Raw genomic sequence first — 26,524 nt, forward strand, 5'->3', positions numbered from 1 at the left:
TTAGAAACGTAGAAGGAAAACTATTGAGAATAGAATAGACCAAATTTTCACAATACAAAATGTATTTAAGAGTAGAACACCTAAGCGAAAATCTCCACAAAAAGGGGGTTGATGCCTATAATCAATCTATATTTGAAACAAATAAAATTTAACATCAAACGACAAAACATCTCATTAAAAAAGATAAATATTTTCACAAGCAAGAGCTGAATTTCAATTCAGCTCTTTTTTTTGTGAATTGGAAAGCAACCTAGAATAGGCATTTTGATGAGATTGTGAAGAAATATTCACAATTGAAATAAGATGTGAAATTATTTTTTGACAATCGTTTGAGTTGCAGGTGTTGATATATCAACGTGAAAACGTTTACTTGAGCTTTTTGAACAAAATAACTTGAACATTGATTGTACAGTGATAAGATAAAACGTGAATTAGTTAACAAATATATCGATTTTTAAATCTTGGAGGTAATCAGATGTTGAAAGGTTCCAAAGATACAAAGGTTTCTACAAAATCAGATGAAAAAGAAGATGTAAAACCAGTTATTGATGCTATGGTTGCTAAGGCTCACAAGGCCTTGGATATCATGGACGGTTTTACTCAAAAACAAGTTGACCATATTGTTCACCAAATGGCCATTGCTGGATTGAATGCTAGTTTTGAATTGGCTAAGTTAGCCTATAAAGAAACTGGCCGTGGAATGGTTGAAGATAAAGTTATTAAAAATATGTATGCTACAGAAGAGATTTGGCACTCAATCAAACGTGACAAGACTGTTGGCATTATTGAAGACGATAAAGAACATCGTTTGATCAAAGTTGCTGAACCACTTGGTGTTTTAGCAGGTGTTACACCCGTTACTAACCCAACTTCAACTGCAATGTTTAAGTCATTGATTGCCATGAAAACACGTAATCCAATTATCTTTGGTTTCCATCCCCAAGCTCAAAATTGTTCTGTTGCCGCCGCTAAAGTTATGTTAAAAGCTGCCGTTGATGCTGGTGCCCCAGAAGGTGTCATTCAATGGATCGAAAAACCAAGTATTGAAGCAACATCATACTTGATGAATAACGAAGGTATTGCTAGTGTTCTTGCTACTGGTGGTCCTGGAATGGTTAAGGCTGCTTACTCAACTGGTAAACCTGCCTTGGGTGTTGGTCCTGGTAATGGTCCTGCATACATTGAAAAGACTGCTAATATCAAACGTGCTGTTAACGATATTGTTTTATCAAAGACATTTGATAATGGTATGGTTTGTGCTTCTGAAAATAGTGCCATCGTTGATGCTGATATTTATGACGAAGTTAAATCTCTATTTGAAAAGAATAGGATTTACTTCATTAAGAAATCAGATTATAAGAAATTAGCTGATGCAATGTTTAGACCAGAGGGTGGGGTTAAAGGTCCTATCGCTGGTAAATCAGCTATCGAAATTGCTAAATTAGCTGGTATCAAGGTTCCCACTGATACTAAAGTACTTGGTGTTGAATTATCAAAGGTTGGCCCAGAAGAGCCACTTTCAGCTGAAAAATTATCACCTGTACTTTCGGTTTATAAAGTTGCTGGGCATAAAGAAGGCTTCGAAAAAGCTGATGAATTGTTACACTTTGGTGGTTTAGGTCACACAGTTGGTATTCACACAATGGATGAAGACTTAGCTACAGAGTTTGGTATTAAGATGAAAGCTAGTCGTGTCTTGGTAAATACTCCTGCCGCTATTGGTGGTATTGGTAATCTTTATAATGAAATGATTCCATCACTTACTCTTGGTACTGGTTCATGGGGGAAGAATTCTATTTCTCATAACGTATCTTCATTTGATTTGCTTAACATTAAGACAATCGCAAAACGGAGAAATAATATGCAATGGATTAAACAACCAAGAGTTTACTTTGAAAAGACTTCAGTTCGTTATCTAGAAGATCTTGAAGGTATGAAGAGAGCCTTTATCGTTTGTGATCCTGTCATGGTTCAACTTGGTTTTGTTGATACAATTACTGATGAATTGAAACGTAGCAAGTTCCATGTTGAATATTCAATGTTCTCTGATGTTGATAATATTGTAACAACAGATGTTGTAAAACGTGGTGTTACTCAAATGAATTTGTTCAAACCTGATACAATTATTGCATTAGGTGGCGGTACAACAATGGATACAGCCAAAGATATGTGGTTGTTCTACGAACATCCTGATGTTGATCTCTTTGGTGCAAAACAAGGATTCATTGATATCAGAAAACGTGCTTACAAGTTCCCTAAGCCTGAAAAAGCACAATTTGTTGCTATTCCAACAACATACGGAACTGGAGCTGAAGTTACACCATTTAGTTCTATTATTGATACACAAACAGGAACAAAGTACCCAATCGCTGATTATGCCCTAACGCCTGATGTTGCTATCATTGATTCACAATTTGTTGAAACAATGCCAAAAGACATCATTGCTGAATCAGGTATGGATGTTTTGAACAATGCTATTGAATCCTATGTAGCCAATATGGCCTCAGATTACACAAGACCATATGCACTACAAGCTATTAAATTAGTCTTTGATAACTTAGAAAAAGCTGCCACTGGTGATAAGGATGCACAAGAAGAAATGCATAATGCTTCAACACTTGCAGGTATGTCATTCGGTAATGCTTTTGCTGGTGTTGGTCATTCAATTACAGATGCTTTGACAAACGTTTATGGTATCAGACATGGACTGGCTTCAATCATTGCTTTACCACAAGTAATCAACTACAACTTCGAACAACCTACAAAAATTACTATGTGGCCTAAGTACGAAAGCTTTAGAGCAGATTCAGATTATGCAACTATTGCTAGATACATTGGTTTGTCAGGTAAAGATGACAGAGCTTTGAAGGATGCTTTGGTTAAGAAGATTATTGATCTTGCACATGGACTTGGTATCAAGTTAAGTCTTAAAGATAACTATATTAATAAGAAGGAATTTGATGAAAATGTTGATGCATTATCAGAAGCAGCATTTGGAGATCAATTCTCATTCACAAATCCTAAAGAACCACTAATTTCTGAATTGAAACAAATCCTTGAAGACATGTATGTTGGTAAGGGAATTGAAAAATAATAAGTTGAGAATGAATTAAAACGGATTCTCAAGCACTAAAAAAATAGTCCTAATAACTTGATTATGAGTTATTGGGACTATTTTTGTATATTAACCGATATTATTTTTAATCCAAAATATTTTAAAGCCTATGTTATGGCTATTAGGACAGATAATTGTCATTAAAATCGATTGTATTTACTTGTATCGTAAAAAACGTTTCCCATGCTATAATTCCTTCGCGTTAGATAAATCTGTTTTCTTCACGCAAATGGATGGGGGTAGTTAATTGATGATTTCTTTAAAGAATAAAAGAAGTGTCAATTTGAAAATTAATAAAGAGCAGTGGAGTTGGATCATGTATGATTGGGCCAATTCTGCTTATGGAATAATTGTTACGACGGCCGTTTTACCAGTTTATTTTAAGTCGATGACTTCAGCTAATCATGTTTCAGCAGCTAGTTCTACGGCGTACTGGGGATATGCCAATAGTTTTAGTACACTTTTAGTGTCATTATTAGCCCCATTTTTGGGGGCATTAGCGGATTATCCTCACTTCAAAAAACGCTTGTTAAGCATGTTTTGTTGGTTAGGGATAGTGATGACGGTAGGATTAGTTTTCGTTCCTGCCTCACAGTGGCGTTTACTATTATTAGTTTATGTTCTGTCAGCAATTGGTTACTCAGTAAGTAATCTTTTCTATGATAGTTTTTTGACTGATGTGTCTAATGATGAGCAAATGAATAAAATATCGACTTATGGCTATGCTTATGGGTATCTGGGTGGGGTAATTGCCTTTATACTGTTCCTTGTTTTGGAATTAACTAGTGGTTTTGGAAAATTAGATGGAACAGGAATAGCTCATTGGAGCTTTGTGATTGCAGCGCTTTGGTGGTTGGTATTTTATTTGCCGCTACAAAGAAATGTTACTCAAAAATACTCTGTTAAATCAACAGCATCTCCTTTGAAAGGGAGTTTTAAACGAGTTTTTCAAACTATTAAACACATTAAACAGTATAAACAAGTAGCCTGGTTCTTAGTGGCTTATTTCTTCTATATAGATGGAGTCGATACTATCTTTACAATGGCAACCGCTATTGGGATGGACATCGGTATAAAAACGTCTGAATTAATGATTGTTATGTTAGTCGTACAATTAATTGCAGTACCGTTTTCCATTCTATTTGGTTGGTTTGCTGATAAAACTTCTACTAGAAAAGGTATTCTTTTAGGAATTGTAGTTTACCTTTTAATTTGTCTGTATGCTTTAAATCTAAAATCCAGTTTTGATTTCTGGGTCTTAGCTATTTTGGTGGGTACTAGTCAGGGTGGTTTGCAAGCTTTGAGCAGATCTTACTTTGGGAAAATTATCCCTAAAGAATCAGGTAGTGAGTTCTATGGTTTTTACAATATTTTAGGAAAATTCTCAGCAGTTATGGGTCCATTTATTGTAGCGATTGTTACACAACTAACTGGTAAATCGACTATTGGAGCAGCTTCATTAAGTGTATTGTTCTTAGTTGGATTAGTTATTTTTGCTATTTTACCTAGAATGGTCAAGAATTCTAAATAAAAAAAACTGAAATCATCTGATTTCAGTTTTTTTTTATATTCTATTAGCGGTAATTAAGCGGTAGTTAAAAGAATTAATTACTAGTTCAATTTTTTCATGTTGAAGATAATAGTTTTTTCCTTCTTTTTGAAAAATAGTATTGTCGGCACTAATAATTTGATTAACTAACTGTTTGATTTCGAGTTCTGATAAATTCAAATTTAATTTTTTGTTGAATCGCCCGAAAACTAGTGGCGTATAACAAATGTTTTCTAAAAATGTTTTTTGATTGGGCATATTATTACTTCCATTTATCTATCAGATGAGCGGTCTCTTTAGTGTTGTTGGTAAAGACACTATCTAATTTAAGTGTATTGAGGGCATTGTAATTGTCGTTATAAGTGTTGATGATCCAACCATTAGTTTTGAAGCCATTTTTGTGGGCCAGTTTAACTAATTTAGGTGTCCATTGTTCCAAACGAATAGAGATAAATTTGATGTAGCGAGGAGCATTTTCAATTTCCTCACTGTATTGACGTTCGGTAACTGAATCTAGTAGCCATAGGATAGGTACATTTTTTAATGATTTATGAAAAGCTTTGATACCAGGGATACTCTCATCTTGCATAATCAAATTATTCTTCATATTGTATTTTTTGATTTCTTTAGCAAGTGTTTTTTCAGTGTCAGTATTGTCGCCAGCATTCTTTTTAGTTTCAATTATGTAGTGAACTTTTTTACCATAACGGTTAAAGACATCTTTTAACTGATGTAGTTTTTCACCATTACGTAGTTTAATTTTGTCCAATTTAGCAGATGTTGACTTAGAAATTGTTACATTTGAACCAGTTGATTTTTTCAAATTATCATCATGAGAAACGTATAATTTATTATCTTTACTGAGCCAAACGTCTTGCTCAATATATTGTGTACCATCCTTTATAGCACGATTGTAACCACTGAAAGAGTGATCGGGATTGTTATAAGGACTACCACGATGTGAAAAAATAATTGGTGTTTCTGGTGAAGCGTGATTGACACTTTGAGTTATCGAGGTAAGGTCTTTGGCCTTTGGTGCAGCCGCTGCAGCCACGTTAGTTAATGAAATAGGTAATTCTAATAGGACTGTGAAAAAAAGTAAGAATGCAATAAATTTCTTTTTTAACATGATTTTCCCCTTATTGTGATATATTCCATCATAGTTGAAACATAAAAAAAGTGCCACCGTAAATAACGGTGACGCTTCTATAGATGACGTGAAAGTAAATGAGTATGTTTATTCTGAAGATTTAGTTGTCTTGTCTTTTCACGTTCGATTTTTAATTGCTTCTTTAATTGTCTATTCTTCCAGAAACCATGAATACATACAGCTGCGGGTAATGTCATGCAACCTAGGATTGCTGGAATTAGCCAAGGATTATCGTGAAGTAATTGAAAACTTTCTTCATTGTAATGATTGATTTCTTCTTGAACATCTTTTGGTAACAACATAATATCGCATCCTCTCTTAATTAATTACAGCATATACCATAATGATTGCGCTGTCATTAAATTAAGGCGAAGGAATAAGCAAACTATCTTATTTTTTGATAAAATTATGATTGTCATAAAAAGAAGGTTACAGATGAAAAGATATCAAAGTTTTAAATTATTCCAATTAAAAGAGATAGCCATCGGCTTAACATTTATTGGTGGTTTTATTGATGCTTATACGTATGTTCAACGCGGTCGAGTTTTAGCAGCAGGTCAAACGGGTAATATTGTTTTCCTCAGTGTAGATATTGCACGGCAAAATTTACCAGGGATTATGACCAAAATTTTTACAATGTTGTTCTTTGTTTTAGGAATTATAACCGTTGAAATTATGAAACATAAAAATAATCGTAGTCATTATTGGCGCTTAACCAGCCTTATTGTAGAGTTCGTGGTCTGTGTAATTGTTGGGTTTATGCCTAAGACAATTTCTAATATCTATATTGTGCCACCACTAGCATTTGTTATGGCGATGCAAAATGTAGCCTTCAGTCAAATTGAAGGTATGGGATATAATAATGTCTTTTCAACAGGTAATTTGAAAAAAGCTGTTATTTCCTTTGTTGAATATTTTTATCATGGTCGTAAGAGTGATGTAACCACAGCAGTGATCTATTTTGAATTAGTACTCGGTTTTGCTTTAGGAGCTGTATCATCAGCTCTTCTTCAGAAGTGGCTATTTGTAAGAACAATTTGGATAGTTCCTGTTTTGTTATTAATAGTTGGTGGATATTATACTTATTTACTTTACTTACGAGACAAGTATTAATTACCAGATGAAATCTTAATACCAATGATACTTATTAATAAAAGAGCTACAAAGACCCAAGTCAGTGGTGATAATTTGTCACCAAAGAGGACAACTCCAATGATAACGGAACCAACAGCTCCAATCCCGGTCCAGATAGGATAAGCCAAACTCATTGGCATTCTCTTAACTGCAATGGCGAGAAAGAACATGCTGAGAAATAAGCCAATAATGGTGTAAATAGTGAAACTGATTTTGGTAAAGCCGTGGCTTAATTTCATAGTGGTTGACCAAACGACTTCAAAAATTCCAGCGATAATTAAATAAATCCAATTCATAATAATTTCCTCCAAAAAAATAAAGTACCCCTATAAATTCCTTCTATGGCCTAATGGAATTTATAAGAGTACTTTTTTTAGTTGACACCCGGCGGTGTATAATTATTTCTATAAAGAATAGCAAATTTGAGGAGAAATGGCAAATATGATTCGAAAGATGCAACCAGATGAAATTGAAATTGTTAGTGATATTTGGTTACAGGGGAACTTGGAGGCTCATTCTTTTATACAAAGGAATTATTGGATTGACAATTTGAATTCTGTTAAGGAACAGTTTAAAGAAGCTGATATATATGTGTTTGTTGATAAGAATCAAATTGTAGGATTTGCCGGTTTACATGGGAATTATTTGGCTGGAATTTTTGTGAAAAAGGAATATCGGAGTCGTGGAGTAGGCAGAAAGTTATTAGATTATTTGAAACAAGAATGTTCAGAATTGTCGTTAGATGTTTATGCCAAAAATATCCAGGCTAAAAAATTCTATCTACAAAATGAGTTTAAGGTGGATCATGAAGGTATTGATGAATCAACTAATGAAGTTGAATATCAGATGTTATGGAAAAGGGGATAAGAATGAAAGTTTGGTGGGGAATTAATATTGCTTGGTTAGTACTATTTGTTGCTAGTGCAATTTATCTTTTAAATAGAAGAATTGACGGAGCTGGAGTTATTCAGAATCCGACAATACGAATGGTTTCGTTAGCTGTTTTAGGTGGATGCTTTATTTTTGTTTGTTTATGTCAATTATTAGTATTGTTTTTTATCAAAAGAAAATCTAAGTAATAAAAAATCCTGACCAATTAAATTTGATCAGGATTTTGTTTATTCAGCTGGTACGATAGGATGCTTTCTAACGACAAAGGTTAGTAAGTAAGATGCAGCCAGAATAACTGTTACGACTAAGTACGGATAATGAGTATTCCAATCCATTAATGCTCCAGACATTAGTGGTCCAATAACATTCCCGATACTAGTCAATGACATATTCATACCATTGATAAGACCTTGATTGGAACGGCTAGATTTAGTCAATAGAGTTGTAATAGCAGGTCTTAATAAATCAAATGATGAAAAGATGATTAGCGTTGCCACGATGACTTCGACGTGTGAATGTGCTTGAGTGATCCAGAAGACGCAGACGGCACTTAGTAAAAAGGCAATACTGATCAAACGCATTTCTCCAATTTTATTAATGATCCAATTGAAAGCTGCAACTTGTAGAATTAAAGAAATAATTCCGTTTAGAGTTAAAACTAGAGCGATGGTACTTAAACCGAAGTTAAAAACTTGGTTAACGTAGATACTATAAATACTTTCAAATCCTTGCAAACCAAAGGATGAAACCAAGATCATTCCGAAGAGCATGACCATCGGTAAAGTTAAAATTGATTTGATAGAACCTTGTTCTTGGGCTTTTTTCTCAGCTTCCAAGGCCTCTTCTTCGAGAACTTCTTTGTTTTCCTTTAATAGGAATAAAGTAAAGATGGCACTGATGATACCAAGAGCACCAGCAAAGTAAAATGGTGTTTTATAAGTGATGCCAGCTAAAATACCACCAAGTCCTGGTCCTAAGATCAAACCACCACTAAAGGCAGCAGAAAGCCAACCAATAACTTTGGCACGTTCTTTTAAAGTTGTTAGATCAGAACCCAACGCCATAGAAGTTGGTACAACCATCGCAGCCGATAAACCACCAATAACACGTGAAATGTTAAAGATAGGTAAACTAGTTGCGATGGCAAAGATGAATTCTGAAATAGCATAGGTGAACAAACCAATAACAATTACCGGTTTACGTCCAACTTTATCCGACATCTTACCGACAATAGGTGAGGCGACAAATTGAGCGAAGGCAAAAAGTGACGTCATGACCCCCATTTGAGATGTCGTATAGTGAAACTCGTTCTTGATAAATGGTGTAACTGGAATAACTAATCCGATTCCTAAACAGATTAGAAAGTTACTGACTACAAGGATATAGATTGATTTCTTGTTTTTCCCCATATTTCCCCCCTAATGATAAATATTTTTAAGTTCAAAAAAACTACCATCTGCTGATAGTAGTTGACGATAAGAAAGCCGATATTCTAAGAAGAACTTAGATATCGGCTAGATATGAACTTGAAATCTCACATTACCTCATAGCTTACTATGATTCCATATTAATGTCTAATACTTTAAACTAACTATTTCATTAAATATATATAACAAAAATAACGTTTGGCATATAAATTTATTAAAAATGATTTTATAAATGGACATTTTGTATGGATGGTATTAATATGTTAGGTATGACTAATAAGGAGGTCATATTTTGGATTTTCGAAGTGGCTTGAACAGTGATAAGCCTCAGATAATAAATTTACTAGTAGATTCATTTAAGGAATACATCACAACTAAGAACATGTTCCAACAAGAGTTCAGATCTAGTGCTAAGTTTGATAAGTTGTTGCATAAATACTTTGCTCTGGAAGTTAATGTATTCATGAAAAAAGGTTTGGTTTATGTTGGAGCTGACGGAAAGGGAAAGCCTAGAGCAGTTGCTCTAATTGAATTCAATCAAGGTCGTCAGATAAGCAACTGGGATTATCTATCAATGGATGGTCTGAAGTTGATACCGCAGATTCTTATGAGTGGATTCAATGGTTTCAATGCATTCGATATCTTTAAATTCGAAGATCTTTTCGATTTAGTAAAAGGTAAGAAGAAATGTGCTGTTGAATATTTAGCTGTAGATAAAAGTTTACGTGGTCAAGGAATTGGTAGTAAGATGCTAAATAATCATATTAGCCCTTATGTTAAGAAAATTGGTTACCGCAATATTATTTTGGAAACCAATACACAAAAGAACGTTAAATTTTATAAAAAGAATAATTTTGCCGTACGCTCAGTTAAGAAAGTTAACTTGAGCCATGGTGATGTTAAAGATTGGGTCTTATCAAAGGCTATCTAAAGCAAAAAGGACATTCACGATTGTGAATGTCCTTTTTTTACTAAAAACAACTAATTCCTACTTCATAAGAATAACAAATTATTTTTGAAGTGGTGTTTTTCTTAAGGAAATTTAAATTTTCTTGAGATTTTCTTAAATCGATTCAATCAAATTCCACGATAATATGCCTTTGTAATTTCCAGCTGAAGTACCCGGAGCTAAATGAATTTGCCAATCATTTGCACCAACGTAGTTAGATAGGTTTAAGGTATCTTGACTTCCTGAAAAATTATCTGTCTGAATAGGGACGCCATCAGTTGTAATAGGTTGCCAAGTACCATCATCGGTAACTTTACTTGTTCTTTGTCTGATAAATAATAAGCCTGAGTCGTCAGCCTGCAAAGTCTCATTATTGGAATTCTTCATTTGAGTATCAGTATTGTTATTGTCATAGGAAACGGAAACGTTAAAATTATTGTCGTCGGGATGAGCAACAATCAATCCACCTTTAGTGGCAACATTGTTAAGAACCATTTCTTTTCCATAAACATTAACTGAGCCGAAATCTATCAGGCTAGGAACTTCAGTAAAGGCGTCACTCTTTTGAATATTAACTGAAGCACCGTTAGAAACCATGTCACGGATTGTCTCATTTGAGGAGCTCACTCCGCCAGAAACAGTAGCAACATTGGTTACTTGACCAACTGCTGCAGAGGTTACTTTAGCATTGAATTCCAATGTGACGTTTTCCCCAGCATCGACCTGGTTAATACCAGTATTTATTTGAGAAGATTGATAAGGCGTTGTATCTTTAGGACCTTTAATATGAACTTTTCCATCTAAAACTAGTCCAGTAGGAAGATCATCGGTTAATTTGGTACCAGCTAATAGAGAGTCACTACCGGCAGATACTTTATAAACCATATAGAAATCAACAATGTCACCAATATTAGCATTAGTGCTTGTTGTAAAATTGGTTTCACCTTTAGTAACGTTCTTGACGTACTTGTTAAATGTGAAATCAAATTTAGACTTTTTGACTGGAATATCTACCGAAGCATCATAGGTTTTACTTGATGTTTTGGTATCGTGACCAGTGAAGTAAGCAGTATTCGTAATGGTTTTTCCACTGGCATCTCGAGTGATACTAGCATTGTATGAAATAGTGGCTTCTTGACCATCAGTTAAAGATAATGTCGGTGGGATGGTCAGCGTTTTGGTTGAAGCATCATAATCACTAGCATTAATAGGAGTTGATGTACCATCATTATAGGTTAGAACAATACTATTAGGATCAATTTGTAAACCATCAGGAATAGTATCCTTAAGCTTTTCATAGGTCCATGAACTTCCATATCCGTTATTACGAACTTTTAAAGAGAATTTTAATTTATCACCGATATTGTTGACTCCGGTACTATTAGTTTGATTAGTATAAGTTTTACTTACAACTGGCAGAGCATAGGGACTAGCAGTAACACCCATTGTTGAGCCATAGTGCGCAGTTTCACCAGGATCTAAGGTAGTTGGATCCCACTTTAGAGTATAACTGGAGTCACTAAGTGCTGCAGTACCAGTTATTGGATCTCCGTATTTGTAGTTCTTTGACTCAGCACCGGCTCCGGTTTTAGAATCGAACCCCTTGATCCAATCCATACCGCTACTACTAAATGTTTGACCAGCGTAGTAATTGAATCCGTCCGGAGTTTCATTAGTAACCATTAATTTGTAGGAACCATCTTCAATGAATAGACCGTTAGAATTTCCCAAATCTTTTATTAGAACACGGTCGTTATCACTTAATTTAGTATCCTCACCATATAGAACCTGGAATGATTGTGTTCGACTAGAATTATTGGTTAAAAATAACTCTCTTTGAATGATGGCAGAATTAGTTGGCGAAGCGCGTAAAACAATTTCTGCCTTTAAATCAAAAACATTATTGCCTGTCCCAGTTCCTCTTACAAAGTCACCAACAATCTTGTAAGCAGCGTGTCCGTTAGAATCTTTACCAATATAGAATTTTTTATTTTGCATATATGCAGTTGAGGGTTGGCCAATAGTACTACTGCCCAAAAGCGCATACTTACTAGCGGTTAGACCACTAAGTCCGAAACTAGTGTTAAGTGGTGCAATTAAAAAATCTGGTGAAGTGGATGATACTTGATCCGTATTAACTGATGAAGTAGTACTAGTATGAGAGCCCTGGAAGACTGAACCAACATATTTTCCATTATCATTTAGAAAAATATTGATTTTTGAACGGTAAATATTGTTACCTCCTTGAGTATCTGATGGTTGATTAAGTGTATTATCAGACATGGATTTTACGTTACCGTTTGTATCTTGAGTCAAACCAAAAGCATAACCTAGACTAATTCCAGGAGCAATTTCCAATTGTTGATAAGAATTTACTGAGGATGTACCCGAATTCCAAGTAATATCTTTATCATAACTTGTTTGGGTGTCAGGATCAGCTGCGTGTACGTTCGTGACGGGAAGCAATAGTATGAGAATGAAAGTTATAAGAAAAACATCAAATAAAAATTGATAGATTTAAATCTCTTCATAATAAATTCCTCCCGTAAATACTATTATTCACAGTAATTATAATACTATATCGAAAAGAATAATTGATATTTTGATTAATTTTTCAGCCTCATATTTATATAGATATTTATATAAAATAGAGGAAACACTAAAAAAAATAAACATTAAATTTAATTTAATGTTTATTTAAACCATTTTTGAATGATTCCAAGCCTTCGTTTGCGATAAAGTAGACTAATACTAGGGCGGCAATTGAATCGACCCACCATAGACCAAAGAGGGCAGTTAGAATGGCACCTAAAAGTACAGTTCCTGCCATGTATGCACAGGTGATATTACACATTCCGTCTTCAATTAGTGCGTCAGAACTAATACTTTTACCTAAAGAACGTTTTTTGAAGGTGAAGAATGGCATTAATAGGACCGATGCTATGGCAATTGAGATACCGGAAATACTAGTGTCAGCGGCTTGATGGGTAATCAAATTAAAGAATGATACGGCGACAACGTAGGCTGATAGCAGTAATAATACGCTACCAACGATTAAAGAAGATTTTCTCTCGGCATTTTCGATTTGTTCAACCGAATCATTATTGAATTCTTTTTTTAAACGCCAAATCAAGGTACTTCCAGAAATGATTTCTAAAAAACTATCTAAACCGAAAGCAATTAAAAGAATTGAACCGGCTTTTATTCCAGAATAGAAACCAACAATAAATTCGAAGGCCATCCAAATAGTTGAGAGATATTCTATTTGAAGACTCTTTTTAACATAATCTAGTTTATTCACCATGTTTTTTACCTCGCATAACGTGATCAGCGTGTTCTAGAGTTTCATTAATAACATCTAAAATATGAGGATCATCTAATTGATAATAATTAGCCTTTCCGACTCGATGGGAGCTTACTAGTTGATAATTTTTAAGAAGAGCTAGTTGGTGAGAAATGACTGACTGCTCGACGCCTAATAATTCGACGAGCTCGCTGACGTTCATTTCTTTTTGTTCCAAAATATTGAGCATTTGAATTCTAGTTGGATTGCTAAGCAACTTTAGAATTTTTTGTGATTCGTTTAAGAGATCAGGAGCAATGATTTTTAGTTGTGACATATTTCTCTCCTACATATGTTATTTTTAACATATGTAAATGATAACATACCATCAAGAGAAATAATATTGTGGTAAGATTTATTTATTGTATGTTAATAAATTGTGGAGGATTTGGTCATGACGGATTTCACTGGAAATTATTCGGATCAAAAGATAACCATAGATTTAAAGGATTTGGGAAGTATTAATTATTATTTCACGAAGCCTGAGGAATACAGTAAGGAATCAATCTTCTTGATAATGCAGAACCGTGAGATTATTGGATTAGGAATTGGAGATCTGGACAATACCGAGGCCGCTACGAGCTATATTGAAATTGTGGTACCGGAAAACTTTATCGTTACGGACTTCTTTTATTTCCTGACTAAACATATGGTGCAATCGGGTTATAAGATCAATGCTGAGTATAAGATGCAAATTTCACAGGTTTCACTACAGTTGTACGAAAAATATTGGCAGAATGTGTTGCCAATCCTGTCTGCTTTTGGTTTAAGAACTACTCCAGTTAAAAGGGTTAAACCACGTCACAAATTTATGGCTTCCTTAGCAGATGTACCTTTCAAAATTGATTATAAGGGTAGTAAAGCGACGGTTTATTGGCAAAAACGTAGCCAGTTCTTAGTTAAATCTGGGGCTATATTGGTTGGTCAGGCACCATTGACTAAATCTGGTGTGATTGGTTTTGCTGGCAGATTTGGCTTACGATTGCGACAGGAACATGAGAAGGAATTACATGACAATGTTTTGACAAAAGATATTGTTTTACGAAGTGTTAATGAAGTTGGAACATTTCTCTATTTTGCAGGAACTAATGGCTGGCTACAATTAAAGTCACCATCGGGACAAACTTTACATGAGTTGACAGTGGAAAAATAGAGCAGACATCCGTTGGAATTTATAGGCGCGTACTATAAATTCGATAGATGTCTGTTTTTTTTGTATGTCTTTTTATAATAATATTCATTAAAATACAAAATATGTGTAATTTTTTAGTTAATTTTGAGTAATATTGTTTTATGAATTTAAAAAATTATTATATTATATTAATGGTCAAATTAGAAAGGATATATAATGACGAAAAAATTTAACAAAGTTAGGCTTGGCTTGATTTTAGTATTGGTGATAATATTCTATTCATTTGTCAATATTAAGAATGATTCACTAACTGTTAAAGCTGATGATCAAACTGTTAAACCATATGCAACTCCAACTTCGGATCCAATTGTTTTCTTAGGTATTTGGTTTTCTAATGGTTACTCGTTACAGCCAGAAACTGATTATTATACTCAAGTGGGGCAATCAATTGTAGTTCATACTTCTGCAAGTCGATCCATTTGGACAGTCTTAACTGGACCAGTTGATTCGCCACATTATAGATGGTATAAATCGACAGACTATGGTGAGAACTGGAGTAGTGTTTCGGAATCTGATGGCGGTCACCGTATGAATTTTCCAATAACTCCTAAGAGTTCAGGAACGACCTGGTATCAGCTCGATACACAATATTACACTTTACTCACGCCTTATTTAAAAACCCACATATATTCTAAGGTAACAGCTGTACATGTTAAGGATCCGGTAAATGCCACCAGCCTCAAAGTAAGCGCTGACAATAAATATATATATAATGAATCAGATTCAGATTTATCACAAAATTATACTTTTATTCATGCATATCCGACGCCAACGGATGCAACCGGTAAAATAACCTATTCAGTTGATAAGCCTGAAATAGCTAATTTTGAGGAAGATACTGAAAATGGTGGAACAACGAATAAATTAATAGCAAAAAGTGGTGCTGTTGGTACGGTTAGAGTAACTGCCAAAATGCAAAATCCCGACGGATCAACTACGAGTGGCTATACTGATGTCAGAGTTGGTGGTGGACTTGATGATCAGACAGTTGATGTTGGACAATCGGCAACGTTTAGTATGCATGGTAATATAGATGGAACTAATTCGAATACAAGTGGGAGTATTCAGATTAAATGGTATAAGTATGATAAAGACGGAAACAAAACCACTGTAGCGACAAGTAACAGTAGCAATTACAAAGATTATGTTGATTATACTATCCCCAAAACGACTATGGATGACAATGGGACACAGTATCAGGCTCAAATAACCGTCTCTTTATTGGGCTTTATTCAAACGGATAGTTTAACTACTAATAAGGCAACATTGACGGTTAAAAATAATCCAGATCTTTCGATCTCTACTAAAGTTATTAATAATACTTATGATGATGGTAGTAATACTTCCGATACCTTAAATAAGGTAACTAATAACGATAATATTTCATATGAATTCAACTTAAAAAATAATAATAAAAATTCGATTTTGACTAATGGAAGTTATGTAGTTCCTGTTCATAAAGGGACACTTGTAAATAATGTTGAATTAGATGGAAAAGAAGTAGATTCAGATAATTATACTGTTTATAACAGCTCAGATAAGAAGGAATCCTATATTATCATTAATGGAATAGATTTTAATGAGAACGCACAGTCACATTCATTAAAAATAGATGCAACAGTATCGGGAGTAACTGATGCGGAAAAATTTGAATCAGTTCCCTATTATTATGGTGATGATTATGGAGGTTCGGTCTATCAAGAGAGTGCAAGTAAACATACGATAAACTATGTAAATGATAAGTTTAATGCTGCGGTAAATGATATTAGTTTTGGAACAATTAAAGATTCACAGCTGAATAAGGTATATTACCGTCAAGATGATAACAATTTACCTAATAGCACAATTAATATTAGTGATCAAAGAAGAGATAAAAAGGCAATGAAGGTTTTGGTATCCGAATCAAAACCTTTAGGTGATGGAATGACATTACGTTATTATCAAAATGACGATTATACCAATCTATCAAATAGTGATGTATTAATTAAGAGTTTTGATCAAGATAATATATCATCAATTGGATGGAAAAAAGACGAAGGAATTCTGCTTTATATTGGAAATACATTGCCGACGGCTGGGAAATATAGTACTGAATTACATTGGACCTTTGAAGATAGTATTTAAAATTAAAGTATCCACGTAAAATATTTTTAGGACTTTTATATAGATGTTTTAAATAAAGAAAATATCAATAAAAAATCAGTTTAATGACCATTAAAGGGGACATTAAACTGATTTTTTTGTTGAAAGGAATTGGATTCTATTTCAATTTTTTTCTTTGAATTAAATTGTAGTTGGAGTTTTAGGGCCACAATAACTGTTGCAAGTACATTTTTGATCATCAAGCATTGGACAATGACAGATTCCATCTTTACTTGAACAGTGGCAACTGGAAAAACAAGTCATTCCTTGATGACAATATGGATTATTATCAGACATTTTGACTTCCTCCTTAATTACAGAATATCATACGTTGACAATGAGCATTTAGATGATAAACTTTTCACAACTTTATAATGTGTTTAAGGGGAAATTATGAAAAGAGTATCAGCTAAGACTCTGATTTTGGGTGCTTTTTTAGAGTCAGTCGGAGCTAGTTTTATTTGGCCTATCAATACGATATTTATCCACAATTATTTGCACAAGTCATTGGCAGTCGCTGGGATGGTTTTGTTTTTCAATTCGATATTAACCTTTTTAGGAAATTATTTAGGTGGAAAATTATTTGACCGTTGGGGTGGTCATAAAACGGTTATTATCAGTACGTTAATTGGATTATTGGCATTGGTTGGCTTGATTTTTGACCATGGTTGGCCAGCGTATCCGATTTTGTTACCAATCTTAGGATTTGGTGTTGGTAGTGCCTTTACGGTCATTAATTCATTTGCGGCGCAGATAGATGATGTTGACCGCTATAAACTTTTTAATGGAATTTACATGGGAACCAATTTAGGAAATGCTATCGGAACGGCTCTAGGTGGTTATATTGCTGGAGTTCAGATGACATTGGTTTTTGTAGCTAATTTTTTCTTCTTAACGCTTTTTTTCCTATTAGTAATCTTTGGTTACAATAATCGAGAAGTGGTAGTTGAAAATGGTACAAAGGATGAGATTAAAAAGGTAAGAAAAACTAAATTACAACCAGGAGTTGGTCTGATTGCGTTGTTCTTAGGAGTATCATGGTTGGCATATTCACAATGGAGCAGTAACATTTCCGCTCACTTAACTAATTTAGGGATTCCTGTTAGCCGTTATAGTTTGTTGTGGACCATCAATGCAGTGGTGATTGTTTTAGTTTTGCCATTAATTAATCGTTTGGTTGAAAATAAAGCGTGGTTTAAGAGAATTCAGATACCACTTGGAGTCATCTTGTTTATTGCGGCATTTGCTTCAATTATTAATGCAAAAGTTTATTTAGCGTTTGTTATTGGGATGGTTGTCTTAACCTTAGGTGAAACTCTAGTTTATCCGGGAATTCCAGCTATGGTTAGTGAATCGACACCAAAATCGGAGGCAGGGCGTTATCAAAGTTTGTTGAGCATGTCTTCAACTTTTGCTAGAGCGATTGGACCATTAGTTGGTGGATTGATTGTAGAACATGGTTCTTACAATCTTTTATATTTAGTAGCGATTGTTATTTTAGCAGTGTCTTTGGTGATTTTGCGTTTTGGTCATCGAAAATTACTTGTTAACAATTAGTTATAATAATTAGACGGAAAATGGTTAACGGAAATTATATGTGGATTCCACAAATAGGGACCGAAGTGCTCGTAAGATATAAAAATACCTAAATCATTTTTGTTATCCAGGGTAGCAACTAGATAACCACTTTTGCCATCTGAACCTTGAAATTCAGTTATATCTTTTACTTTTTGATAATGATGTTTTTGTAAGAAATCTTTAATTTTCTGATTAGTAGACTTGTAAGTAATATTACCATTGCTCAGTTCAGAATTAATAACACTTTTTATTTGAAGTATGTAAGAAATTTCAGGAATAACAAAGAAGCCTAAAATAATTGTGGTTAGAATGGTGGCAAGCACTATAATAATTTTTTTCAATGCAATCTCCTTAGACAGTAATTGATCTCTGTTAATATCATCTGGCATTTGTAGAAAAGTTGAAAGCAATTTTGGCAAATAAAAACTCCCTAATCTATGAAGACCGTTAGTCTTAATAATTAAGGAGTTTTTCTACTCTTGTAGAGGCTTATTTTAAATTGACTTGTGATTTGGCGATTATTTTATTATCGGATAGCTTAATATCAATTGAAGCATTTTGACTAGGATCTGCTTCAGATAAGTCCGAAACATAGGTTAATGTTCTAATTCCATTAATGTCAGAATAATCGTCAGGATCGCCAAGTACAGAGATAACACGGTTGTAATTGTCACCATTTTTAAGTTTATTGAAATCGGCTAGGGTCAAACTATTTTCTCGATCAATATCAAGTCCTTGGATGGATTTAGATTTAGCGATGTTTTTGAAAAAAGTAATTTGAATCATTACTTGATTGTTGTTGTCAGTTTTATTCCATGTGGCGGTGATTTCTTTTCCTTTTTTATCCATTATTTGTGTTTCAGTAGGATTTCCAAGTAGATTAGTGATGACTTTTCTGGAGTAGCCATTCTTGCCGGTTTTAATGGAATTGTATTTAGCAACCAAAGAAGGATTCTTTTCGGCCTGTTTTCTCTCTGATTGATCTTTTCGTTGATCCACATTAGCTTGATCAGCTTCATCTTTATAGTAGGAATAGTTGGCGATGTAGGTAGTAGCTGACACTACAATAATAATCGAAAGAATCGTGATCCAGAACCAGTTTCTTCTATAGAAAGGTTTCTTTTCATTTTCATTCAATATGTTTATACCTCCGTCTATATTCAGTATTTTACTAGTATTTACTGAAAGTAGCATCCTAGATGCACCAATATTTTCATAATAAATAAACTTATAATTTGCTAAATAAAACAAAATTCGATAGTATAGACTGTGAACACTAATGGGGGTGTTCTGGATTCGACATGTGTAGTAGCGTGTGAGTTGCACTTAGGGCCTTGCGTCCCTTTAAAACGCACAGTTTATTATAACTGCAAAAAATAATAATAACTACGCATTAGCTGCCTAAAAACAGTCTAAGCGTGATCCATTCTAGTTTCGCCCAAGGGCTGGAAATGGGTCTCAAAAATATTGGGCTACGTTTAACTACGCATTCTGAATAGTTAAAAAGAGATTGTCGGAATAGTCATTGTGGCTAGCCGGGTTGTATGGCGTTCATAGTGGCGAAACTTTAAATAATACAACTATGAGTGTAGAGGCTTGCATAGCATTACGCTTGGACAGGGGTTCAATTCCCCTCACCTCCATAAAGCAAATAAGAGTCAGCTATATCAGGTAATTTATACCTTGATATAGCTGGCTTTTTTTCTTTTTCATAATTTATCTAATACTAGGCATGTATATTGGATAAATATGTTTATCGTCAAAAATAAGTAAGGGAGCAGTAACTAACTACGGTTAGTTACTGTTTTTTTATAACCAATTTATTTATCATCAACGAAGCCGATTATTTCCATGAATAAATCTACATAAGATTGGCGATCTTTCAGATTCATTGTATTCATAAATTTAAAGAAATTATCAGTTTTTTCATCAATGAGACTGTGTTTAAAAATATCACCCATCTCCATATCTAGAGCGTGGACAATTTTTTCCAACTTAGATAAGGATATGCTACCTGATTCTCCCAGTTCCAACCTTGAGATTGTATATCTAGAAACATGAGAAATTTCGGCAAGCTGTTCAATTGTTAATCCCTTGCTTAATCTTTTTTGTCTAATAAAATCATTGTAACTTTTAGCCATAGTAGTCATACACCTCAAGCCTTAAGCTCCCCTACGATAAGACTAAATTAAATGTCAAATAACAGTCATTTTTTCTAAAATATTGAAAATATGCGCATAATTGTTTTATAATACCTCATATATAGAGAAAAGGGGGATATTTCTTTGAAAAAATCAAGTTTTTTTCTATTTTTAGATTCTTTCGTTATGTTTTTAATATCTCTTTTTTCAGATTGCCAGTAGGAATCCATTGATTGATATCATATGGAATTTCTGATGAGGGGGTCATCACATGTTTTTTATAAAAAATTTACATCGCAATAAATTGAATTTGTTTCTGATATATTTATCAATATTCCTAATTGGTTTAATAACGAATACTACATTTGTAAAAGCGGATAGTTCAGATAACGAAATATCTCAATCATTAAATTTAAACAGTAATTTATCCGATGATTCTAATGATACTGGGGTATCTCAGCCTTATAAAGCAGACTTTTTAAATCAAATAAATAATTCAGGAGAATTCAGTTTAAAAAATAAACAAATAAATGCTACATTGAAAAATTTTAGGGTGCAATCGATATCCAGTGTTCCGGTGTTAGATGTTAAGGGGAGTTCTGTTACTGTCAATAGTTGGCAGGATTTTATTGATGCCGCTAATAATACATCGGTAGGGGAAATAATTATTGGCGTAGACCTAAAGGCCGCTGATAATAAGGTTAGTTTTCAAAATGATAAGGTTGTTGCTTTTAACGGACACAGTATAGATATGGCTAGTAGATATCTGAATACTAACAATTATCAGATTAATTTTGTTGATGCATCAATTAATTCAACTGGATCAGCAATGCTAAGATCTAGTTCAAATGCTGGAATTATATTTTCAGGTATAGGTTCTTTAACTGGTTCAATTTTAGACAATAATAATATTTATACCAATTTGACTTTTACTAATGCCAACTATGTAACGCAAAATACAAGTTCCACTCCTACGATTAGATTTAGAGGATCGTCAGGTGGAGATCTATCTATCAAAGATTCGACAATTACAGATAGTTCTAGGAGTTTTTATTATAGTTCTACATCTGATAGTATTTCGAAAAATATCAATATAAATAATTCAACAGTTAAATCAACTTACGCCTCGGGAACTTCAAATTATTTTATCAGTACGAGTGGAACTAATACTCAAACTGGTATGGTACTTGAAATGACTAACAATTCAAACGTAAATGTTGATAAAACAAATCAGGGGGATTTTAATGCTCCCATTTATCTTTTTGGAACGAATACCAAGATTATATTATCAACAAATTCTAAATTTACAGTAAATAACCCTAATGGAGCTGCCATAACGGAATCTGGAGTAGGAAGTATTTTTGATGTTTCTGATGAAGGTACTGAATTAAATGTTTCTCGTTCAGGAACAGCTGATTATAATAATGCTGTTATTAGGTTTGCATGGACGGGAGAAATGACATTTGATATAAAAAATCATGCTAAAGTTTCAATTAATCAAAATGGAACTGTTAATACATATGGAATCCGTATGTATGGTGGAGGTAATAATATTTCGGTAAGCAATGGTGCTGAATTTGATTGTATAAATAATTCAACTAGTTCGGGTCCGGGAATTGGAGATAATGACGGACAAGGAATATATTATGCTGGTGGCGGAAATTCGAACTCTTTCAAATTAAGTGGTACAGACTCTCAGGTTCTCATTAGTGCGAACAATGGACCAGCTATATCTTCATTATCAAGAATCGACATGACAGCCGGTGATGGGACTTCTTTTGTAGCACGAGGGTATTATCCTGGCAACGCAATATTCTATTCTGCAAATATATTAAATTTTAATATGGGGGTACCTAGATATTTTGATTTTATGAATACTGCTTCCATTGGAACAGGAATAGGGGGGACTTTATTCAATTGTTCGGATACTAGCCAATTTAATCATGGTAATATTCCACTATCTGTATGGTTAAGTACATCAAATGTTCAAAAATCTCCTACTAAGAGCTGGAAATATGTTAATGCTACTTATTCAGGAGTTAATTTCAATAAATTTACTACTACTACTTCTGATGCTGATTTTAAAGAATTCTTAGTAAATAATTCAGGTTTATCGAAATTGGGAAGGATGACGGCTAATACAGCACCTGCTCAAGTAAAAAATGCCCCTGACCAGCCTACCAATGCCGATTCATATGTTTGGGTACCAACATTAATGCCCGCTGAGAATAATGCATATCGCCCTTCATATGACAATGAAGTTTATGCTGAGGTTCAATTAACTTATCCAGATGGAACAACTAAAACTGCAACTGGGACATCTGTTCAGAACCAAAAATATTATGAATACAGTACATCAACGATTGATGGTGCTATTAAGATACCAATTAGTAACTTTGGTTCCAGTACAAAATATCTAGAACCAGGTACCAAGATAAAAATTTTAAAATTGTGGAGAAATGATCCGGATTATAATTCTGTTAATGCTATAAAGACTGATATGAGCAATACGAAATATAATCAATATAAAGAACAAACGGTCATAGATAAGACGCCACCTGATCCAGTAGTAATAAAAAATAATGTAAAAATGATTTCTCAGTGGTCTAAAGAATTAGAAGGTACAGGTGAACCAGGAACGTCATTAAGTTGGAAGATAATCCATCATAATGGTAGTGCAGATACGGTTTATTCAAATGCCACGACAGTTGACAGTAATGGGAACTGGAAAATAAATAATATTTCTGGAATAGTAAATGACGATAAGATTGTCATTTACTTGACTGATAAAAATGCTAATACTACTCCATTTTCGGAAACAGTTTTCCATGATGCTACATTTTTACCAGCTACCGTTGTAAGTGTAGGTGGAACTAATACCTTATCTCTCGACGTTACTCAGAATTTGGATTTTGGAGTTATTCCTGCATATACTCCGGTGATAAAGTCACCGGCATCCAAAAAATTTAATGTAACTGTTAATGATGATAGAGATCCATCACATGTTAATGGTTGGAAATTGATGGCTAGAGCATCTAACTTTAAATCAGGTCAAAGGGAAATAAGTAGTGATGACCTTGGCCTAGAGTTAAATGACAATAATAACATTATCAATATCACAAATACTGATTCACTAATTAGAGAACAACAGAGTACAGATGATTATAGAGGATCGACGATTTTAGATTTGATAAATGGACCTCAAAAAATAAAATTAAGAAGTAACGGTGTTGATTATCCTGGAAAATATACAAGTACAGTCACTTGGACAGCTACGGATAGTTTATAGAATAATTAATATTAAAATTTGAAAAATATCTTAAAAAATAGGTCCCGATATTCTCATTCTTTGAGTATCGGGGCCTATTTATTATGTCTAAGCAAGGGAAACTTACCGACTTGGGTCGTAAATCGTATGTAATAGAGACTTGTGCCTCAAAGCTACTCATTTTGTGGGCTTCTTTATTCTTGTGGGATGTGTTAGAGCCATTGAGAGAATTGAGAGATGATTTACCTTCCACTTTTTTACCAATAAGACTAAGTTTAAAAATATCACTCATCTTCATATCTAGAGTATGGAAAATTTCAGCAAAATCATTCTATGATTGGACTAAAAAAATATGTCAAATAACAGTCATTATTTTTAAAATGTGAGAAATATGCACATAACTGTTTTATAATACCTCATATATAGAAAAAAGGGGGATATTTCTTTGAAAAAATCAAGTTTTTTTCCTTTTTGGAGTATTATTCTTATATTTTTAATTCTTTCTTTTTCAGATTATCAAAAGATTTCGGCAGCCTCTTTGTTGCCTAATCCTGATACGATTGTTGTACCTGATAGAAACCCTAGAGTTTCTTCTGGCTCTAACGGTAACGGTTCTTGGGGTCAACGATTAGATAACAATAATTCTCCTACATTGAAGAATCTAAATATATATTCTGTTAATGAGCCTATCGATAGTAAATATGCTTTTGCTCCTATTCTGACTTCAGATACAAAATATTACATTGTTAATTCGGACGGAAAGGAATCCTTATTGAAAGGTTCAAGAGTCCCTACCGTCAGAGGATCCGGGGGACCAGTGACATACCGTATATCTAATGTCGGGTATTATAAAGGACAGAGTGTGGATATCCTTACTTTATTTGCGGAGAATAAGAAGTTAAACGGAAACGTTAATGTATCAAATGCGACTCAACGTCTAACATTGGCACCTGTTGGTGATGATGCTAAATTTATGTACACGAATATTAATGCATCGGCACTTTCTTACATTAATAATAATGTTATGTATGTTAAATCTAATACAAAGGATTCCATGAAGAAAATTAGCGGAACTATGAATCATGGTAAATTATCTTATCCTAAGGCCGTTTATATGGATCCTGATGTTTTTCAAGGGAGAAGAGTACCTAATTCTGCGAGAACGGCATCTGGTAGTCAAGTCGGCACCGGCTATTCAGATCTCTATAATATAAATTCATATAATAAGGGAAGTCTTTTTATTACGGCTAATGAGCTCGGTGGATATGAGTATAAATATAATAATTTTTCGGAACTATATACATCTTCAAGTAGTAGTATGAATGTTACTTTTTATATGTTTGATGGGATTGCTTTTTATAATGTTCAAACAACATCAGCATCTCCAATACTACTTGCTTCACCTGATGTAATTGGAACCACTAATGATAATTCTGATAAAGGAAATAAGATTAGTTGGAATGTTGTTCAGGCGTTTCCATCACAACCAAGTGATACTCATTTAGATAATTATGTTTTACATTTTAAGATACCAAGTGATTTAAATTCTAATGATGTTAGTTTAAAAATTAAAAATTCAGCTGGTACAGATGTTACTAGTGACTTTAATATAGAAAAGGACAATAACGGCAATTATACCGCTACTGCAAAAAGCTTATCGGCTTTAGTTAATAAACAATATACATTTACATTTACTGGCAGAATAACGAAGGATCAGTTGGCAAATGAAAACTTTTTGAATAACTATTTGGATGCAAGTAGTAATGATCCTCACTACATTAAAATGAACGGTGAGGCCTATTCTACATATGGTTTAAAAGGGAACAATTATGTCACCAAAAATGATGATGGATCAGCGACATCATCGGCTAATTCTAAAATGGTTATCAATAGTTATAAAGTCGAACCAGAACTTAGTGGATCAATGACTGGAGGAACATATCATGTAGATAATAAGGTTTCATTTTCCTGGATAGCACAAAATGGAAATTCAGATGCTAAATGGGGAGCTTTAGTATTTAAGATCAATATTCCTGAAGGTCTAAATATTGATCTTAGTTCGTTGAAGCTTAAGTTTGGAAGCAAAGCAGCGTATTCGGTTCTAAAATCTAACTATGATTACGACACTTCTAGCAGATTACTGACAGTTCGCTCAAACGATAATTTGTATATTAGTACAGGAGCAGAAACGTTGACTTATGACACAACAATTGATATTGCTGTCAGAGGTAGAACTGTTTCAAAAACAAATACAAGTGTCACTGGTACAGATATGAATGCTTTTTCTAAACCTGGTGATGCTAAGCCAACGATTTCAACTGATATCTCTTCTACTTCATTTAATGTAGAATCGGATAACTTTCCGAGTAGTTCATCTTTTGATAAGAATTTTAAAAATACTACGGAGAGTTCTAGAGGTGATAGTAAAAATAAAATAAATGATGTATTGAATTTCACCTTAACTGCTCAGAATAAAGGCAATGTAAAAAAAGTTAGTGAACTTAATTTCATAAATTATATGAATGATCCATACTATCAAGTATTTGTTTCATACGATCCTTCAGAGAGTTGATAGTGCAGGATTTAATAAGTTAGGAAACAATGCTCTTATTGAGTTTATAGGACCAGGAAAATGGTTGATGAAT

22 protein-coding genes and 1 other RNA gene are annotated in these 26,524 nt (G+C 33.7%); 12 read left to right on the plus strand and 11 right to left on the minus strand.

What is annotated here, in order from left to right:
- Positions 1 to 475: 475 nt before the first annotated feature.
- Positions 476 to 3,094, plus strand: coding sequence for a bifunctional acetaldehyde-CoA/alcohol dehydrogenase (adhE, locus tag LKACC16343_RS11160; RefSeq protein WP_056951702.1), 2,619 nt, complete (start codon positions 476 to 478; stop codon positions 3,092 to 3,094).
- A gap of 304 nt (positions 3,095 to 3,398) precedes the next feature.
- Positions 3,399 to 4,646, plus strand: a complete 1,248-nt coding sequence (locus tag LKACC16343_RS11165) for an MFS transporter (protein WP_056951914.1) — start codon at positions 3,399 to 3,401, stop codon at positions 4,644 to 4,646.
- 33 nt (positions 4,647 to 4,679) lie between these two features.
- Here the strand turns inward: LKACC16343_RS11165 and LKACC16343_RS11170 are convergent, their stop codons facing one another.
- The 3 genes from LKACC16343_RS11170 to LKACC16343_RS11180 all read right to left on the minus strand — a co-directional run bounded on the left by LKACC16343_RS11170 (position 4,680) and on the right by LKACC16343_RS11180 (position 6,116).
- Complete coding sequence (locus tag LKACC16343_RS11170) at positions 4,680 to 4,922, minus strand: DUF3781 domain-containing protein (RefSeq protein WP_056951704.1); 243 nt, start codon at positions 4,920 to 4,922, stop codon at positions 4,680 to 4,682.
- 4 nt (positions 4,923 to 4,926) lie between these two features.
- Positions 4,927 to 5,793 (minus strand): glycerophosphodiester phosphodiesterase, encoded by an 867-nt coding sequence (locus tag LKACC16343_RS11175; protein WP_056951705.1) that lies wholly within the window; start codon positions 5,791 to 5,793, stop codon positions 4,927 to 4,929.
- A 77-nt stretch (positions 5,794 to 5,870) separates the two neighbouring features.
- Entirely contained in the window at positions 5,871 to 6,116 is a 246-nt protein-coding gene (locus LKACC16343_RS11180) for a hypothetical protein (protein ID WP_056951706.1), read from the minus strand.
- Positions 6,117 to 6,249: 133 nt separating this feature from the next.
- Here LKACC16343_RS11180 and LKACC16343_RS11185 point away from each other — a divergent pair, with 133 nt between their 5' ends.
- On the plus strand, positions 6,250 to 6,927 hold the full coding sequence (locus tag LKACC16343_RS11185) for a YoaK family protein (protein WP_056951707.1): 678 nt from the start codon (positions 6,250 to 6,252) through the stop codon (positions 6,925 to 6,927).
- Here the strand turns inward: LKACC16343_RS11185 and LKACC16343_RS11190 are convergent.
- Entirely contained in the window at positions 6,924 to 7,244 is a 321-nt protein-coding gene (locus tag LKACC16343_RS11190) for a DMT family transporter (protein ID WP_056951708.1), read from the minus strand. The two genes, LKACC16343_RS11185 and LKACC16343_RS11190, sit on opposite strands and share 4 nt — an antisense overlap.
- Positions 7,245 to 7,380: 136 nt before the next feature.
- On the opposite strand from LKACC16343_RS11190, the gene LKACC16343_RS11195 reads away from it, so the two are divergent.
- Positions 7,381 to 7,815, plus strand: coding sequence for a GNAT family N-acetyltransferase (locus tag LKACC16343_RS11195; RefSeq protein WP_256970562.1), 435 nt, complete (start codon positions 7,381 to 7,383; stop codon positions 7,813 to 7,815).
- Positions 7,816 to 7,817: 2 nt separating this feature from the next.
- A complete protein-coding gene (locus LKACC16343_RS11200; protein ID WP_056951710.1) occupies positions 7,818 to 8,027 on the plus strand; it encodes a DUF3923 family protein in 210 nt (69 codons plus the stop codon).
- Positions 8,028 to 8,066: 39 nt separating this feature from the next.
- On the opposite strand, the gene LKACC16343_RS11205 is transcribed toward LKACC16343_RS11200, so the two are convergent.
- Complete coding sequence (locus LKACC16343_RS11205) at positions 8,067 to 9,248, minus strand: MFS transporter (protein WP_056951712.1); 1,182 nt, start codon at positions 9,246 to 9,248, stop codon at positions 8,067 to 8,069.
- A 310-nt stretch (positions 9,249 to 9,558) separates the two neighbouring features.
- Here LKACC16343_RS11205 and LKACC16343_RS11210 point away from each other — a divergent pair, with 310 nt between their 5' ends.
- A complete protein-coding gene (locus tag LKACC16343_RS11210) occupies positions 9,559 to 10,197 on the plus strand; it encodes a GNAT family N-acetyltransferase (protein WP_056951713.1) in 639 nt (212 codons plus the stop codon).
- 132 nt (positions 10,198 to 10,329) lie between these two features.
- Here LKACC16343_RS11210 and LKACC16343_RS11215 read toward each other — a convergent pair whose 3' ends face one another.
- The 3 genes from LKACC16343_RS11215 to LKACC16343_RS11225 form a co-directional block, all read right to left on the minus strand.
- Entirely contained in the window at positions 10,330 to 12,681 is a 2,352-nt protein-coding gene (locus LKACC16343_RS11215) for an isopeptide-forming domain-containing fimbrial protein (protein WP_056951714.1), read from the minus strand.
- Positions 12,682 to 12,901: 220 nt separating this feature from the next.
- On the minus strand, positions 12,902 to 13,519 hold the full coding sequence (locus tag LKACC16343_RS11220; protein ID WP_056951715.1) for a cation efflux transmembrane domain-containing protein: 618 nt from the start codon (positions 13,517 to 13,519) through the stop codon (positions 12,902 to 12,904).
- Complete coding sequence (locus LKACC16343_RS11225) at positions 13,509 to 13,835, minus strand: ArsR/SmtB family transcription factor (RefSeq protein ID WP_056951716.1); 327 nt, start codon at positions 13,833 to 13,835, stop codon at positions 13,509 to 13,511. The genes LKACC16343_RS11220 and LKACC16343_RS11225 overlap by 11 nt, the downstream gene beginning before the upstream one ends.
- Before the next feature lie 117 nt (positions 13,836 to 13,952).
- Between LKACC16343_RS11225 and LKACC16343_RS11230 the strand changes: the two genes are divergently transcribed.
- The 3 genes from LKACC16343_RS11230 (at position 13,953) to LKACC16343_RS11240 (ending at position 18,449) form a co-directional block, all read left to right on the plus strand.
- Positions 13,953 to 14,711 (plus strand): hypothetical protein, encoded by a 759-nt coding sequence (locus tag LKACC16343_RS11230; protein ID WP_056951717.1) that lies wholly within the window; start codon positions 13,953 to 13,955, stop codon positions 14,709 to 14,711.
- A 195-nt stretch (positions 14,712 to 14,906) separates the two neighbouring features.
- Positions 14,907 to 16,874: a hypothetical protein gene (locus LKACC16343_RS11235; RefSeq protein WP_056951718.1), complete on the plus strand. Its 1,968-nt coding sequence runs from the start codon at positions 14,907 to 14,909 to the stop codon at positions 16,872 to 16,874.
- Between the two features lie 411 nt (positions 16,875 to 17,285).
- Positions 17,286 to 18,449 carry an MDR family MFS transporter gene (locus LKACC16343_RS11240; protein ID WP_056951719.1) on the plus strand — a complete coding sequence of 388 codons (1,164 nt, stop codon included), beginning with the start codon at positions 17,286 to 17,288 and terminating at the stop codon, positions 18,447 to 18,449.
- Here LKACC16343_RS11240 and LKACC16343_RS11245 read toward each other — a convergent pair.
- Together LKACC16343_RS11245 and LKACC16343_RS11250 are read right to left on the minus strand one after the other, a co-directional pair.
- On the minus strand, positions 18,446 to 18,889 hold the full coding sequence (locus tag LKACC16343_RS11245; RefSeq protein ID WP_056951720.1) for a hypothetical protein: 444 nt from the start codon (positions 18,887 to 18,889) through the stop codon (positions 18,446 to 18,448). The genes LKACC16343_RS11240 and LKACC16343_RS11245 overlap by 4 nt on opposite strands.
- 70 nt (positions 18,890 to 18,959) lie before the next feature.
- Positions 18,960 to 19,607, minus strand: a complete 648-nt coding sequence (locus LKACC16343_RS11250) for a DUF3862 domain-containing protein (protein WP_056951721.1) — start codon at positions 19,605 to 19,607, stop codon at positions 18,960 to 18,962.
- Positions 19,608 to 19,751: 144 nt separating this feature from the next.
- On the opposite strand from LKACC16343_RS11250, the gene ssrA reads away from it, so the two are divergent.
- Positions 19,752 to 20,116, plus strand: a transfer-messenger RNA (tmRNA) gene (ssrA, locus tag LKACC16343_RS11255).
- Positions 20,117 to 20,290: 174 nt separating this feature from the next.
- Here the strand turns inward: ssrA and LKACC16343_RS11260 are convergent.
- On the minus strand, positions 20,291 to 20,611 hold the full coding sequence (locus LKACC16343_RS11260) for a helix-turn-helix domain-containing protein (protein WP_025086035.1): 321 nt from the start codon (positions 20,609 to 20,611) through the stop codon (positions 20,291 to 20,293).
- A gap of 271 nt (positions 20,612 to 20,882) precedes the next feature.
- Here LKACC16343_RS11260 and LKACC16343_RS11265 point away from each other — a divergent pair, with 271 nt between their 5' ends.
- Both LKACC16343_RS11265 and LKACC16343_RS11275 read left to right on the plus strand, forming a co-directional pair.
- The gene (locus tag LKACC16343_RS11265) at positions 20,883 to 23,900 is read left to right on the plus strand and encodes a hypothetical protein (RefSeq protein WP_056951724.1); all 3,018 of its coding nucleotides are present in this window, start codon (positions 20,883 to 20,885) and stop codon (positions 23,898 to 23,900) included.
- Between the two features lie 424 nt (positions 23,901 to 24,324).
- Positions 24,325 to 26,451 carry an isopeptide-forming domain-containing fimbrial protein gene (locus LKACC16343_RS11275; RefSeq protein ID WP_056951726.1) on the plus strand — a complete coding sequence of 709 codons (2,127 nt, stop codon included), beginning with the start codon at positions 24,325 to 24,327 and terminating at the stop codon, positions 26,449 to 26,451.
- The last annotated feature ends 73 nt before the right edge of the window (positions 26,452 to 26,524 follow it).

Source organism: Companilactobacillus bobalius, from assembly GCF_002179915.1.
In the GTDB taxonomy this organism is placed as follows: domain Bacteria; phylum Bacillota; class Bacilli; order Lactobacillales; family Lactobacillaceae; genus Companilactobacillus; species Companilactobacillus bobalius.

Bases quoted from the DNA above. Each gene is read 5' to 3' on its own strand.
- LKACC16343_RS11235 (WP_056951718.1), top strand. From the start codon at position 14,907: ATGACGAAAAAATTTAACAAAGTTAGGCTTGGCTTGATTTTAGTATTG.
- LKACC16343_RS11220 (WP_056951715.1), bottom strand. From the start codon at position 13,519: ATGGTGAATAAACTAGATTATGTTAAAAAGAGTCTTCAAATAGAATAT.
- LKACC16343_RS11225 (WP_056951716.1), bottom strand. From the start codon at position 13,835: ATGTCACAACTAAAAATCATTGCTCCTGATCTCTTAAACGAATCACAA.
- LKACC16343_RS11195 (WP_256970562.1), top strand. From the start codon at position 7,381: ATGGCAAATATGATTCGAAAGATGCAACCAGATGAAATTGAAATTGTT.
- LKACC16343_RS11175 (WP_056951705.1), bottom strand. From the start codon at position 5,793: ATGTTAAAAAAGAAATTTATTGCATTCTTACTTTTTTTCACAGTCCTA.
- LKACC16343_RS11185 (WP_056951707.1), top strand. From the start codon at position 6,250: ATGAAAAGATATCAAAGTTTTAAATTATTCCAATTAAAAGAGATAGCC.
- LKACC16343_RS11240 (WP_056951719.1), top strand. From the start codon at position 17,286: ATGAAAAGAGTATCAGCTAAGACTCTGATTTTGGGTGCTTTTTTAGAG.
- adhE (WP_056951702.1), top strand. From the start codon at position 476: ATGTTGAAAGGTTCCAAAGATACAAAGGTTTCTACAAAATCAGATGAA.
- LKACC16343_RS11200 (WP_056951710.1), top strand. From the start codon at position 7,818: ATGAAAGTTTGGTGGGGAATTAATATTGCTTGGTTAGTACTATTTGTT.
- LKACC16343_RS11170 (WP_056951704.1), bottom strand. From the start codon at position 4,922: ATGCCCAATCAAAAAACATTTTTAGAAAACATTTGTTATACGCCACTA.
- LKACC16343_RS11230 (WP_056951717.1), top strand. From the start codon at position 13,953: ATGACGGATTTCACTGGAAATTATTCGGATCAAAAGATAACCATAGAT.
- LKACC16343_RS11260 (WP_025086035.1), bottom strand. From the start codon at position 20,611: ATGGCTAAAAGTTACAATGATTTTATTAGACAAAAAAGATTAAGCAAG.
- LKACC16343_RS11205 (WP_056951712.1), bottom strand. From the start codon at position 9,248: ATGGGGAAAAACAAGAAATCAATCTATATCCTTGTAGTCAGTAACTTT.
- LKACC16343_RS11190 (WP_056951708.1), bottom strand. From the start codon at position 7,244: ATGAATTGGATTTATTTAATTATCGCTGGAATTTTTGAAGTCGTTTGG.
- LKACC16343_RS11180 (WP_056951706.1), bottom strand. From the start codon at position 6,116: ATGTTGTTACCAAAAGATGTTCAAGAAGAAATCAATCATTACAATGAA.
- LKACC16343_RS11265 (WP_056951724.1), top strand. From the start codon at position 20,883: ATGTTTTTTATAAAAAATTTACATCGCAATAAATTGAATTTGTTTCTG.